11 protein-coding genes are annotated in these 13,570 nt (G+C 57.1%); 8 read left to right on the top strand and 3 right to left on the bottom strand.

Annotation, left to right across the window (positions count from 1 at the left end; translation table 11 throughout):
- Window positions 1-2: 2 nt before the first annotated feature.
- The 4 genes from rsmG to DXC67_RS07410 all read left to right on the top strand — a co-directional run bounded on the left by rsmG (window position 3) and on the right by DXC67_RS07410 (window position 2,817).
- Window positions 3-740 (top strand): 16S rRNA (guanine(527)-N(7))-methyltransferase RsmG, encoded by a 738-nt coding sequence (gene rsmG / locus DXC67_RS07425; protein ID WP_233503200.1) that lies wholly within the window; start codon window positions 3-5, stop codon window positions 738-740.
- Window positions 741-874: 134 nt separating this feature from the next.
- Window positions 875-1,675, top strand: a complete 801-nt coding sequence (locus DXC67_RS07420; RefSeq protein ID WP_055251322.1) for a ParA family protein — start codon at window positions 875-877, stop codon at window positions 1,673-1,675.
- Complete coding sequence (locus DXC67_RS07415; protein ID WP_199410675.1) at window positions 1,668-2,573, top strand: ParB/RepB/Spo0J family partition protein; 906 nt, start codon at window positions 1,668-1,670, stop codon at window positions 2,571-2,573. Before DXC67_RS07420 ends, DXC67_RS07415 begins: the two co-directional genes overlap by 8 nt.
- Window positions 2,563-2,817, top strand: coding sequence for a hypothetical protein (locus DXC67_RS07410; protein WP_117637918.1), 255 nt, complete (start codon window positions 2,563-2,565; stop codon window positions 2,815-2,817). The genes DXC67_RS07415 and DXC67_RS07410 overlap by 11 nt, the downstream gene beginning before the upstream one ends.
- Window positions 2,818-3,016: 199 nt before the next feature.
- On the opposite strand, the gene rlmN is transcribed toward DXC67_RS07410, so the two are convergent.
- Window positions 3,017-4,069 (bottom strand): 23S rRNA (adenine(2503)-C(2))-methyltransferase RlmN, encoded by a 1,053-nt coding sequence (rlmN, locus tag DXC67_RS07405; RefSeq protein WP_055251319.1) that lies wholly within the window; start codon window positions 4,067-4,069, stop codon window positions 3,017-3,019.
- Between the two features lie 85 nt (window positions 4,070-4,154).
- Between rlmN and DXC67_RS07400 the strand changes: the two genes are divergently transcribed.
- A complete protein-coding gene (locus DXC67_RS07400) occupies window positions 4,155-5,120 on the top strand; it encodes a D-alanine--D-alanine ligase (RefSeq protein WP_117637917.1) in 966 nt (321 codons plus the stop codon).
- Complete coding sequence (locus DXC67_RS07395) at window positions 5,114-8,008, top strand: helicase C-terminal domain-containing protein (protein WP_117637916.1); 2,895 nt, start codon at window positions 5,114-5,116, stop codon at window positions 8,006-8,008. The genes DXC67_RS07400 and DXC67_RS07395 overlap by 7 nt, the downstream gene beginning before the upstream one ends.
- Here the strand turns inward: DXC67_RS07395 and DXC67_RS07390 are convergent.
- Both DXC67_RS07390 and DXC67_RS07385 read right to left on the bottom strand, forming a co-directional pair.
- Complete coding sequence (locus DXC67_RS07390) at window positions 8,005-8,922, bottom strand: YafY family protein (protein ID WP_117637915.1); 918 nt, start codon at window positions 8,920-8,922, stop codon at window positions 8,005-8,007. The genes DXC67_RS07395 and DXC67_RS07390 overlap by 4 nt on opposite strands.
- Complete coding sequence (locus DXC67_RS07385; RefSeq protein ID WP_117637914.1) at window positions 8,909-9,931, bottom strand: YafY family protein; 1,023 nt, start codon at window positions 9,929-9,931, stop codon at window positions 8,909-8,911. The genes DXC67_RS07390 and DXC67_RS07385 overlap by 14 nt, the downstream gene beginning before the upstream one ends.
- 198 nt (window positions 9,932-10,129) lie before the next feature.
- Here DXC67_RS07385 and DXC67_RS07380 point away from each other — a divergent pair, with 198 nt between their 5' ends.
- Both DXC67_RS07380 and DXC67_RS07375 read left to right on the top strand, forming a co-directional pair.
- Window positions 10,130-13,276 carry a hypothetical protein gene (locus DXC67_RS07380; protein WP_117637913.1) on the top strand — a complete coding sequence of 1,049 codons (3,147 nt, stop codon included), beginning with the start codon at window positions 10,130-10,132 and terminating at the stop codon, window positions 13,274-13,276.
- Between the two features lie 21 nt (window positions 13,277-13,297).
- Window positions 13,298-13,516: a hypothetical protein gene (locus tag DXC67_RS07375; protein WP_117584015.1), complete on the top strand. Its 219-nt coding sequence runs from the start codon at window positions 13,298-13,300 to the stop codon at window positions 13,514-13,516.
- Window positions 13,517-13,570: the final 54 nt, after the last annotated feature.

The following is a 13,570-nucleotide window of genomic DNA, read 5'->3' as shown; positions in this document are numbered from 1 at the left end:
CGTTGTTAGTACTTACTGATCAGCAGGCTGACAAGATGTTGAGTCGTCTAACTTCTTATTGCAAAAAGTATTCCTTGAGCGTAACTGATGTTGAGCTGAGGAACTGTATTCAGCATTTGGATTTGGTTCTGGAAAAAAATAAGACAACCAATCTTACCCGTATTCTTAACGTAGAAGATGCTGCAGTACTTCATATCCTCGACTCGCTTGTTTTGCTTCCCTATATCAATAAGGCTCCTGAGGGAGCTTTGCTCGATATGGGAACAGGTGCCGGCTTCCCTGGTATTCCTTTAACCATAACCACGCATCGTAAAGCTACTTATATTGACTCTGTTGGGAAGAAGGTTGATGCTGTCAATTCTTTTGTTGATGCTCTTGGATTGAAACATGCTCATGCGGTTCATGATCGCCTTGAAGAATATGCTCGAAGCCATAAGAAGCAGTTTTCTGTCGTAACCGCCCGTGCACTGGCTCCTCTACCGATTCTTGTTGAGTATGCGGCTCCGTTCATTAAAGACGGAGGGCTATTTGTTATCACCAAGGGTAATCCTTCGTTTGAGGAGCTTGCTTCCGGCATGTCAGCAGCTAAGATTTGTGGCTTCACTTTGCTTCTGAATGACGCAATCGATTTGCCTGAGGGCTTGGGCCACAGGGAGTTTATTGTATTTCAGAAGAGTCATCCAGCATCCGTTTCATTGCCTCGTGCAAATGGCATGGCAAAGAAGAATCCGCTTGCCTAGATGTTTCACGTGAAACATAATGGATACTAACAACTTGCAGTGTTTCACGTGAAACATGGCGGTTGATATCGAATCGGAATGTTTCACGTGAAACATCCTCCGTTTGACAGCTTTAATACACACCAGGAGGGACCGTGGGATTTCGCGACGTTAAGCGTTCTAAGAACGCAAAAGACACGCGTATCATTGCAATCATCAATCAAAAAGGCGGCGTCGGTAAGTCAACGACGGCTGTAAACCTTGCAGCAGCACTGGGTGAGCAGGGTCGTAAGACACTGATTGTCGATTTTGATCCGCAGGGAAACAGTACCAGTGGGTTTGGAATTGAAAAAGAAGACCTTGATCACTGCATCTATGATGCATTGTTGAATGATGTGCCGGCAGAATCGCTTGTTCTTGATACAAATTGCAAAAAGGTATTCGTAATTCCAGCTACGATTCAGCTTGCAGGTGCCGAAATTGAGCTCGTAAGCGCAATTGCTCGTGAAACCCGCCTCAAAGATTTGCTTGAGCCGATTCAGGACGAGTTCGATTTTATTTTCATTGACTGTCCTCCTTCGCTCGGCCTGCTTACTATCAATGCCTTGACCGCAGCAGATAGCGTTTTGATTCCAATCCAGTGTGAGTATTACGCACTCGAGGGCGTTACGAAGCTGCTTGAGTCAATGAAGATGGTCAAATCACGTCTGAATAAGGGCTTAGACACCTATGGCGTGCTTATGACCATGTATGACTCACGTACTTCTTTGTCGAATCAGGTTGTTGAGGAAGTTCAATCGTACTTTGGTGATAAGGCGTTTAAGACGCTGATTCCCCGTACGGTTAAAATCTCTGAAGCTCCGTCTTTTGGAGAACCGGTAATTACCTATGCACCTCAAAATAAGGGTGCAAAAGCGTATATGAACCTTGCAAAAGAGGTGATCAAGCGTGCCTAGTGCAAAGAAACGTGGCGGATTAGGACGCGGACTCAATGCTTTGGTCTCAGAGGCTGAGTATGAGACCGGTGGTTCTGCTGCATCTGCTTCAAATGCCGCATCTGAAACAAAACTACCTATTGAGGATATCGTTCCCAACCCTAATCAACCGCGAATTCACTTTAATGAAACTGAACTTCGCGAGTTGAGCGAGTCAATCCAAGAACATGGCGTTCTGCAGCCGCTCTTGGTTCGCAAGCATGGAAACGGCTATGAGATCATCGCTGGTGAGCGTCGTTACCAGGCGTCAAAGCTTGCTGGTCTTGAGGAACTGCCTGTCATCATTAAAGATGTTAATGATGAAGAGATGCTGGCTCTTGCTCTTATCGAAAACCTTCAGCGTTCTGATTTGAATCCCGTCGAAGAGGCTAAGGGCTATCGCCAGCTCATCGATGCTAGCGGTATGACCCAGGAGGCATTGTCGAAGGCCGTAAGCAAGTCACGCTCTGCAATTACAAACTCGCTGCGCCTTCTCGATCTCCCCGAAGTAGTTCAGCAGATGATTTTTGAGGGTAAACTAACTGCTGGTCACGCACGTGCGATTCTTGCAGTTCCCTATGAGGATGCTCGAATTCGACTTGCAGAGAAGGTTGTTGCGGAGGGCCTTTCCGTAAGAGCGACAGAAAATCTTGCTCCATTGTTTTCTGCCGGAGAGACACCTAAGACGCCGCGGCCCGCAACGCCGCAGTCTTTTAAAAAGGCTGTGCGTGTACTTCGTCAGGTATTTAATACCAACGTGCGTGTGAAGAGCTCGCGTGGAAAGAATAAGATTGAGATTGAGTTTAAAGACGAGGAAGAGCTCTCTCGTATTCTTGGTGAAATGATTCAGTTTGATCAAGGAGGCCAAGATGAGGAATAAGATTATTACTGCGATTGCATTGGTGACGACTGTCGCGGCTGGTGCCTTTGCTGGCTATAAGATCGCGACAGACGATGAACTTCGAGGTCGTTTGCTTCGTGGAGCGCAAGATATCGTTGATACATCCAAGAAGAAAATGGATGTTATGACAGAAGATGTTGCCATGCGCACTGCTCAGGTAACGAAAAATCCTAAGATTAATCAAGGTTGGGTTAGCAACCAATGGGAAAATGTAGGCTATTAGGTACCTAACAATTACTTTGCATATTTTGAGGGGCCCTTGTCTGATTCATGAGACATGGGCCCCTTATTTTGTCCGTAAAAAATGGGAAAGGTAGCAGCTGGTCCAAAATTGAGGTCAATAAATGAAACGGCCCCGGTTGCATATCCTGCAACCGGGGCCGTTCGATGTTTCACATGAAACGTTTTGGAGTGCGACTCCCCTATGCGTTCTTCTGAACTTTGAAGCGCTGTTTCAGCTGTCCGCAAGCGGCGTCAATATCGTTACCACGGGAGTTACGAATCGTGGTCTCGATGCCACGGGACTCAAGACGACGCTGAAGATCCTCAACCTTATGAATCGGCGACGGCTTGAGCGGGCTGCCCTCGATGTCGTTAAGTTGAATCAGGTTAACGTGGCACAGCGTTCCCTCGCAGAAGTCGCAGAGTGCCTGCATCTCGGGATTCGTATCGTTGACGCCTTCGATCATGGCATACTCATAGGTCGGGCGGCGGCCAGTCTTCTCGGTGTAGAGCTGAAGCGCTTCGTGAAGGCGAAGCAGCGTGTACTTCTTGACACCGGGCATGAGCTTATTGCGCGTCGACTGGATGGCGGAATGCAGGGAAACGGCAAGCGTGAACTGCTCGGGGATATCGGCAAATTTGCGAATACCGGGAATAACGCCGCTGGTAGAGACGGTGAGGTGACGAGCGCCGATACCGATGCCATCGGGGTCGTTGAGGATACGCAGTGCCTTGAGAACCTCGTCGTAGTTGGCAAACGGCTCGCCCTGGCCCATGAAGACGACGCTTGTGGCACGCTCGCCAAAGTCGTTGGATACATGAAGCACCTGGTCGACGATCTCTTGAGCGGTCAGAGAGCGCTTGAGGCCGTTGAGACCGGTAGCGCAAAAGGCGCAGCCCATGCCGCAGCCTGCCTGGGTGGAAACGCAGACGGAAAGCTTGTTGCGACGGGGCATGCCGACAGTCTCGACGGAAATGCCATCGTGGTACTCGAGCAGATACTTGCGCGAGCCATCTTTGGAAACCTGCTTGGTGAGTTCAGTCGGCGTATCAAAGGCAAAAGCCTCTTTAAGCTGCTCACGGAAAGCCTTGGGAAGATTGGTCATATCGTCAAACGAACAAACGTTCTTCTCAAAGACCCATTCGATGAGCTGCTTCGCGCGGAAGGCGGGCTGGCCAAGTTCGGCCACGAGCTCGCGAATATCGTTTTGGCTCAAGTCGCGAATGTCCTGAGATTTAGTCCTGGGATTCATGGAAGCCTTTCGATTTTGGGGAAACGTAGAGGGTATCGCTACAATATGGTATCAGCTGCAGAAATTATAGAGGAGGAGTCTGCCCATGCCGGGTAAAAGCCTAGAGAACATGCACGTAGCGGTCTTGGCGGGCGGTCATTCCGCCGAGCGCGAGATCTCGCTCGATTCGGGAAAGAACGTTGTGGTGGCACTGAAGGAAGCCGGCTACACCTCGGTGGAGCTGCTTGACACGGCCGCTGATGACTTTATGGTAACCATGGCGACCGGCGGATTCGATGTGGCATTTATCGCCATGCACGGCGCCGGCGGTGAGGATGGCGCCATGCAGGGTGCCATGGAGACCCTGGGTATCCCCTACACGGCCTCGGGCGTACTTGCCAGCGCCTGCGGTGCCGACAAGGAGGTCTCTAAGCTCCTATACGCCAAGGCGGGCATTCCCATTGCCCCCGGCCTTGCGCTCGAGGTGGGCGATGAAGTCGATATCGATCATATCGTCGAGGTTTGTGGCGAGCGCTGCTTTGTGAAGCCGGCCGTCAACGGTTCCAGCTATGGCATTTCCCTGGTCCATGAGCCCTCCGAGCTGCCCGCGGCAATCGCCAAGGCGTTTGAGTACGGCGACAAAGTGCTGGTCGAGAAGTGCATCGAGGGTACCGAGATCACCGTCGGCGTATACGGCGAAGATGACGTGCGCGCCCTGCCGATTGTCGAGATTCGTAAGCCCGAGGACTGCGAGTTCTACGATCTGGACGTGAAGTATGTCGACCCTACGGATATCCATCGCATTCCGGCGCAGATTTCACCCGAGAATTACGCTCGCGCTCAGGAACTTGCCTGTGCCGCTCACAAGGCCCTCGGTTGCCTGGGTATCTCGCGCAGCGACTTTATTGTGAGCGAGGACGGCCCCGTTATCCTCGAGACCAATACCATTCCCGGCATGACCGATACGTCGCTGTATCCGGATGAGATCCGCCACACCGACGACATGACGTTCCCGCAGGTCTGTGACAGCCTGATCCGTATGGGCCTTCGTCGAGCGGGCATTGCATGCTAATCGAGGACGCGGTTTCGTCAGGAACGCCGCAGTTTGTCATCGACTCCTATGCCACGCTTGCCGACCGCGCCAAAACGCAGTCCTTCGGTCTTATCGAGGAAGATGTGATTGTCCTCGATACCGAGACCACGGGTCTTTCGGTGCAGGACAATGAGCTGATCGAGATCTCGGCGGCCCGTCTTTCGGGCCGCGAGATCGTCGACCGCTTCGATACCTTCGTGCATCCCAAGCAGCTGATTCCCGCCGAGATTACCGAGCTCACGAGCATTACAAATGCCGATGTGGCAGATGCCCCGTCGGCCGTTGAGGCCGTCGCCGCTCTCGCCGATTTTGTCGGTGGTTGCCCGGTGATCGCACATAACGCCACGTTCGACCGCTCGTTTATCGAGTCTGTCAAAGGCGGCGTCAACGTGAGCGATATTTGGATCGATTCGTTGGCGCTGTCGCGCATCGCGCTTCCGCGCCTGGCCTCGCACAAGCTGTCTTTTATGGCCGATCTGTTTGGCTGCGACTCGGTATCACACCGTGCCAATGCCGACGTCGACGCCCTGTGTGGCGTATGGCGCGTGTTGCTCGTGGCGCTCACCGACTTGCCCCAGGGCCTCATGGCGCGCCTAGCCGACATGCATCCGGACGTGCCTTGGTCCTATCGTCCTATCTTCTCATTCTTGGCAGGGCAGAACCCTGGTTCTATCTTCTCTCTCAGCGCCGCTCGTGCTGACGTTCTCAAGGCCGATCGCGCCGACGATCGGGTGGACGCCGATGAACTGCCGGTTCTCAAGATGCCGAGTCGTGAGGAGATTGAGGCAGACTATGCGCCAGGTGGCCTAGTCAATCGCATGTATCCCACCTACGAGCCGCGTGATGAGCAGATCGCGATGGCGCTCGAGGTCCGCGATGCGCTGGTCACGGGCACTCATCGAGTAATTGAGGCAGGCACAGGCGTCGGCAAATCGATGGCCTATCTGGTGCCTTTTGCCGAGGCAGCACGCCGTAACAACATCACGGTTGGTATTGCGACCAAATCGAACAATCTTGCCGACCAGCTCATGTACCATGAGCTGCCAAAACTTGCCGAGCAACTGGACGGTGGTCTGTCATTTTGCGCGCTCAAGGGGTATGACCACTATCCGTGCCTGCGCAAGCTTGAGCGCATGAGCCGCGGCCAGGTCGAGATTACCACCAAGCGCGATCCGGCGGACACGCTCACGGCGGTCGCGGTCATTATGGCGTACGTCTGCCAATCAGCCGATGGCGACCTCGACTCGCTCGGCATTCGGTGGCGCAGCGTCAACCGTCCCGACTTTACGACGGCCTCGCGCGAGTGTGCTCGTCGCCTCTGCCCGTTTTTCCCTGATAAATGTTTGGTCCACGGTGCTCGCCGTCGTGCGGCGCATGCCGATGTGGTGGTCACCAACCATTCCCTGCTGTTCCGCAACGTCGCGGCCGAGGGCAGGATTTTGCCTCCGATTCGTCATTGGGTAATCGACGAGGCCCATTCCATCGAGCGCGAGGCGCGCCGTCAGTGGGCGCGCGTGGTGTCGGCGGACGAATCACGCGTCCTGTTCGAGCGCCTGGGTGGCTCGAGCACCGGCGCACTAAGCCAGGTTTCCCGTGATTTGGCAACCTCCGAGGGCTCTACGCTCTATCTGGGCCTTACTGCCAAGGCGACGTCGACGGTTGCCCGCGCGAGCATGGCAATCGCCGACGTGTTCGATGGCGTTCGCGAGCTCGGCCGCCGTGCGCGTGGGGGTTATGACAATGCCAATCTATGGATTGGCCCCGAGCTGCGCGAATCAGACGACTGGCATGATTTCTTACAGTCGGCCTACACTGGCATCGACGCATTGGAACAAGCTGACAAGAGCGTCGACGCGCTGGTGCAAGCCGTCGCCGCCGACAAGCCCGAGGTTGTTGTCGACCTGGGTGATATCTCGCGCCGCCTGCACGAGCTGGCCGAGAACCTCAAACTCATCATTGATGGCACCGATGAGCACTACGTGTATTCGCTGCAGGTCAATCGCAGACTTCGTGCCGGCGGAGAGTCGATGACCGCAGAGCGCATCGACATTGGCGAGGCTTTGGCAACCGAGTGGCTACCCGAGGTTCACACGGCTATCTTTGCCTCGGCGACCATGACGGTGTCCAAAAGCTTTGAGCACTTTAACCATGCGGTCGGCCTTGATCGCATCGGTGCTTCAACGTCGTCATCGCTGCACTTGGATTCGAGCTACGACTTCGATTCGAACATGGCTGTAGTCGTTGCGGGCAATATCCCCGATCCGCGCGATCGTGAGAGCTATCTTACGGCGCTCGAGCGCGTACTGGTCGACGCCCATCTTGCCATGGGCGGATCGGTGCTCACGTTGTTCACCAATCGGCGCGACATGGAGGACCTATACGCCCGCGTTGAGCCCAAGATGGCCCGTGCGGGTCTGGAGCTCAACTGCCAGCAGCGCAACTCATCTCCTCGTCGCCTGCGCGACCGGTTTATCAACGAACCGACCTCGTCGCTTTTTGCGCTCAAGGCCTTCTGGGAGGGGTTTGATGCCAGCGGCGAGACGCTGCGCTGCGTCATCATTCCCAAGTTGCCGTTCTCAAGCCCCACGGACCCGCTCTCGTGCGAGCGCAACCTGCGCGAAGACCGCGCATGGGCGCGCTATTCGCTGCCCGAGGCGGTGCTCGAGGTTAAGCAGGCCGCGGGGCGTTTGATTCGCTCGTCGACCGATAGCGGTGTGCTGATCTTGGCGGATCCTCGCCTGGTGACGAAGGGCTATGGCAAGAAGTTCTTAACGTCGCTGCCCACGAGCTCCTACCAGCGCATCGAATCGGCGCAGATCGGGCACTATCTACAGCTGTGGCGTGCACGCCACGAGCGGCGGCGCTAAAGCGGACAGACGAGGGTTTTTGCCATATCGCACAGACGCTTTGACAGAGCGGGGTCATCCAAGATGCGGATGGCTCCGCCCGCTGCGATTATCTGGCTCAGCAGCCAACGCTCGGAGCCGTAATGTACGGTTGCCGTTGCCATGTCTGTCCCGCTGCGCTCGATTAGGGTGATGCCGGCCCAGTTCAGATGCTCCGCCATATCGAATGGCATCAAGAGCTTTGCGCTACGCTGCGTCCGGGCAAGGGAATCGTGGAGGGATGCAACGTCCGGTACGTGAGACACGACGGAGTCTTCCGTCAAGGCGAGTCCCTCGATTTTATCCATGCGATAGGTGCGCTGCTCATCGACCGCGATGTCCCAGGCAATCAGGTATGTTTGGTCGCCGTTTGCCGTAATGCGCAAGGGGTCGACCAGACGCTCGCGTGGCCGTGCATCGTCCATCGAGCGATACGAGATGCGGCAGCGAACGCCGTCCTGAATGGCGCAGCTCAGCTGCTGCCAGTGCGACCCGTGGCTGACGGTGTCAGAGACGCGCTGGTTATAGCCGAGCTCTTCGGGTAGAAGAGCGTGTCGAATTCGAGCCGCCGCCTGGGGCTCGATCCCCAACGATTCAAGTTCGTGGTTGAGCACAGCGCCCTCGGCGGCACTCAGACGCAGCGGTAGCACACGCCCAGCGTCACCGGTGAGGACCACGCGCTCGCCGTGGCATTCGCAGATGATACGCGCACCCGATTCTCGGTCCGCGAGCGTCGAGACGATCTCGAGAATCTCGTCGAGCGACGCCCCCGTGATGTCAAAGCGACTGCAAATCTCGGTTCGTGTCATGCCGCTCTCGCCGGCGGCGTAGAGGGCCTCCATGATGTCGATGGCGCGCGAGAGCCTCTGCTCGCTGGTGAGTTTACGCACGGGCATGCTCGTGCACCGTCCTTTCAATGAGGTGGTTCCACGCCTGCTTGAGCGATTTGGGGGCCATGGGCCTCATGCCGTCCATGGCGTGGGCCATGCAAAATGAGGCGGCGGCTTCAAGATCGCGCACGTCAACGGTCCAAGTCCATCCCGAATCGGTGTGTGCGAGCTCACCTCGCCCGCGCGTGAGGCCGTTGATCATATCGATCTGCGTCTGCGGGGCGAACGAGAACGTAGCCGCAACGGGCGGGCGGTCGGCAAAATCGAATTCAAAGAACAGGTAGTCGCTGAGGTTGAAGTCCGCAGGGATAGCGTAGGCCTTTGAGGGGCGCCAAGCGCGAACGATACGGTCGCAGCGGAATGTCCTGATGTCGTCGGTGGCATTGTCGAGGCCGCAGAAGTACGCAACGCCCTCGCGCTCGAACATGCCGTAGACGCAGACGGTACGCTCTTTCTGCTCACCGCGTCCGTTCTGATATAAAAATCGCAGCGCGCATCGCTCGGCAAAGGCGCTCCATACCGCATCGACGGTGGGAGAGCGGCGGATCGGTGCTTCGTCCGCCGTCGTCCTGCCGGTGAGGTAGGCAATCTTGGAACGAATATCGGCAAGCGGCGCGGCAAAAGTGGATGAGCCGGCCGCTATTGTCTGGTCGATAGCGTTGAGCAGGATATCGGCGTCGTCTGCGGTGATGAGGCCGCCTGCCGCAAACGTGTGCTCGCGGTCGATTGTCCATGAGCTTTCCTCGGTCTCCTGCGCGCCGGCGGGGCGAACCTCCTTGATTAAGATGCCACGCTCGAGCAGTTTGTCACGATCGCGCCGAAACTTGCGCTTATCCGAGTCGATGTTGCCCGAGCCATATCCCAGGTCAGAATCCAAGACGATCTGCTCGGTCGTCAGCGGTTCGGGGGAACTGTTGAGCACAAAGAAAAGATTGAGGATGCGCTGGGCCGTTTTATCGAAACTGGGCTCCGAATTCCCCTTTTTAATTGTCGCGGTCGCGTTGCTTGCCGTCATAGAGTCCTCGCATGAGAAGGTGGTTTGCTGCCATGATTTTAGTCCGATATGGAGATTAGGCTATATCCTTGTCCGCTCGGGGCGTTAAGATGGCCCGAATTCGGTCGTTTGCGCTCGCTCGGGGTATACTTTCGACTATATACGGTTCTAATGTGCATGCATTGGGCCTATTTGTCGGATTATGGATGTGGAGCGCACATGGCGAACACCCAGAACTATATTAACCACCTGCTGCAGAACACCGGCATCACGCCGGCATGCAGCGAAGAAGAGCGCTTGGCTGCCGAGGATATCGCTCAGATCTTCCGCAACCACGGCTTTGATCCCGAGGTTCAGGAGTTCAATGCCCCGGCGCCCAGCAGGTTGGCATTTGCCGTTACCGGTATTCTTGCGTTTGCCGGCGCCCTGCTGATGGGCATCGGCGGCGGCATCGGCTTGGTCGGCACCTTGCTGGCCATTGTCGGCGCCGTTCTTTACGTGCTCGAGCGCGCGGGCCACCCCGTGGTTTCACGCCTGGGCAAGACGGGCGTGAGCCAAAATGTCATCGCCTACCACAAGGCCTCGGGCCCGCTCGCGTCTCCGCGCAACCGCCCGGTGGTCGTTGTCGCACACTACGACTCTCCCCGTGCCGAGCTGCTCGCCCGCGAGCCCTATGCTTCGTATCGTGCGCTCATCGCCAAGCTGTTGCCCGTTGCCACGGTTGCCCCTGCTGCCGTTGCCATCTTGCGTATCCTGCCGCTCCCCGGCGCGCTCAAGGTTCTGCTGTGGATTGTCGCGATCCTCGCTTCCCTCGTTGCGCTCGCCAACGCGGCAAACATCATTTCTAACCGCTACATTCTTCCCTATACGTCCGGCGCGGTGTGTAACAAGTCTTCTGTCGCCGCTATGCTCGGCGTTATGGACAACGTTGCTCCCTTCCAGGGCGAAAACGAGTTTCCCGACGATGTTCCGTTCGATACCTATTTTGGGGAGCAGAAGCGTCGTGCCGAGGAGATGGCGCGCGCAGCAGCGGAGTATGCCGCGGCCCAACAGCAAAACGACTACGGCAACACCATCGAGTATGAAGAGCCTACCTACGCCGAGGATGAGTTCGGTCAGCCGATTGCTCCCGACGCTCAGGCCGAGCCCGAACAGGGTGAGGATTTCGACGAGCAGATCGAGGGCTTTGAGGGTGCATCTGCCGACGAGACGCTGATTGGCGCCATTGTTCCCGAGGATCAGAATCAGGCTGTCCAGGTCGAAGAGTTCAATGACGAGGTTCCCACTGCCGAGCCGGCGGAGGAGCCTGTCGCGGCCGAGCCCGAGCCCAGGCTCTATCGCAATGCCGCCGGCAACATCCGCTTTGGTTCGGATGCCATCCGTGCGCTCGGAATGCTTCCCGAGTCCTGCACGCTCGATTACGAGGAAGGCGAGGAGCCGACGTTTGAGCCCGAGCCTGCCCCCGTCGTGACTGCATCTGCGCCCGTTGTCGCCGTGGATGATGAGTCTGCCGCGGTTGCCGCTGCCGTTGCCGAGCCCGAGGCGGTGTCCGCGATCGATCCCGCGGCAGGACTGGACATTTTGGCTCCCGCCGCGCCGGCGCAAGACGTTACGGACGAGCCTGACGACGATTACGCTGAACAGCCGAGGCGCGTGTCTTACGAGAGCGATACTGATTTCTCGGCCGAGATTCCCGCGGCAACGCCCCATGCCGATATTGCATCCGCGTTCTCTTCGATTGGCGCCAGCGCTTCCAACTTCTTTAAGGGTGCGCTTGCAAAGGGCAGGAAATTTGTCGACGATTTCGAGGGGAAGCGCGCTGCCGCACGCGAGGCTGCCGAGCAGGAGGCTATCGCTCAGCAGCAGGCAGCCGAGGCGGCACGTGAGCGCGCGGCGCAAGAGTTCGAGCAGAACGAGGCTATGCAGTCCGTGCCTGTCGACGCCGCCGAAGCTACAACGTCCTTTGAGGCTCAGCAGCACGTCGATAGCACCATGTCGTTTGATGCCGCGCAGTTCGATTCCACGATAACGTTTGAAAAGCAAGGCACCGCGATTGCCGAGCCCCTTCCTGTTTCCGATGAGCAGGGCGACGCGGCAGACGATGACGAGCCTATTGATGCTGCCGAAATCCAAGATGTCGCCGGGCACGAGCCCGTCGAGGTCAACTGTGACGAAGAGCAATACGCGGCAGCCGATCAAGGTGATTCGACCGAGGTCGAGCAGGAGGAAGTGCCTGCGGTTTCCGAGGCTCCCGAGACAGATGGGTCGAGGCCTTACTCCACGCAGATTTTCACCATGCCGATCCCGAGTGGTTCCGGTGCCACGGTTGCCGATGTCGCTCCCACTCAGGACGAAACGGTCGATTCCCTTATGGCCCAGATTTCCTCCCAAGCATCGCCGCGTCCGCAGATGAATGTTCCCGATCCGGCGTCGGCACCGTCGCCTGCACCCTCCTCGTCTCCGCTGGCTTCGGTTCCCGATCCGTCGCTGCCGTCGATGAAGCAGACAAACGTTGCGTCTCGCACGTCGCTGTTCGACCTTCCCGATCCCTCCGCACAGGTCAACGACCCCTTTGCTACCGCTCAGGGTCCCGAACCCACATCGGCACCCGTTGCGCCTCCTATGCCCGTTGCGTCGGGCGCACAGCCGATCGAGACCATTTCGGCTCCCGCCCCTGCGGCACCTAAGTCTCGCAAGCGCGGCCTGGGCGGCCTGTTCGGTCGTAAAAAGAAAAACGAACAGGACAGCATGAGTGACTGGCTGGGCGTCGAAGACGATTACGATGCCAAGAAGTCCGGTCGCGGCATCGGTTCGTGGGATAATTTCGAGGACGATAACGATGGCTGGAAGGGCGGCGCTACGTCTTCCGACGGCGCTTCTTCCGAAGATATGCTCTCGGCTGTCGCCTCTATGGGCGACGATGAGCTGCTCGGTCACGATATCTGGTTTGTGGCAACGGGCGCCTCGGATTGTGATGGCTCCGGTATGAAGGCCTTCTTGGCTTCGCATCGCGATAAGCTCCGCGGCGTCTTCTTCATCAATCTTGAATCCGTCGGCGCCGGTAGGCTTTCGGTGGTGACGGTTGAGGGCGAACAGCAGCTGCTCAAGGGTGATCGCCGCATCATGAACCTGGTCAGCAAGGTGTGCAAGTCGTTCCATGTCGATTGTGGCGCGCTCGAGATGCCCTATGCCAAGACCGATGCCTACGCCGCGCTCGAGGCGAGCCGCCGAGCCCTCACCATCGCCGGCGTGGACGGCACGCGTCTGGCTTGCGCTCGTACCGAGGACGACCTGCCCCACAATGTCAACCCGACGAACATTGCCACGGTATCCGAGGTCGTGACCGAGGTTATCCGCCGTTCGTAGACGGAGCTCTAAGGAGTCAACGTGTTTTCGTATATTAAGCGCCATTGGCCTGTCTACGTGATTTTGACCTTGATTGCCATTGCGTTGGGGTTTGGAGCCGCCTATATCGTGGGCGCGAAGGGCTCGACCCCCGCCTCCGCAATCAGCGAAGAGGTGGAGCAAGAACAGAGCACGGGTGCCGATGGGATTCATGAGTCCGAGCAAGCAATCGTTGATGGTGGATCTTCGTCTGCAGAGTAGATACGGCGATTTAAATGATTGAAAGCGGGCGAGCCGGGGGACTGGCTCCCCCCC

It is taken from the genome of Collinsella sp. TF07-1 (assembly GCF_003437235.1).
Classification (GTDB): Bacteria; Actinomycetota; Coriobacteriia; order Coriobacteriales; family Coriobacteriaceae; genus Collinsella.
Note: the sequence above shows the minus strand (reverse complement) of the source record. Positions and strands in the feature narration are given on the sequence as shown.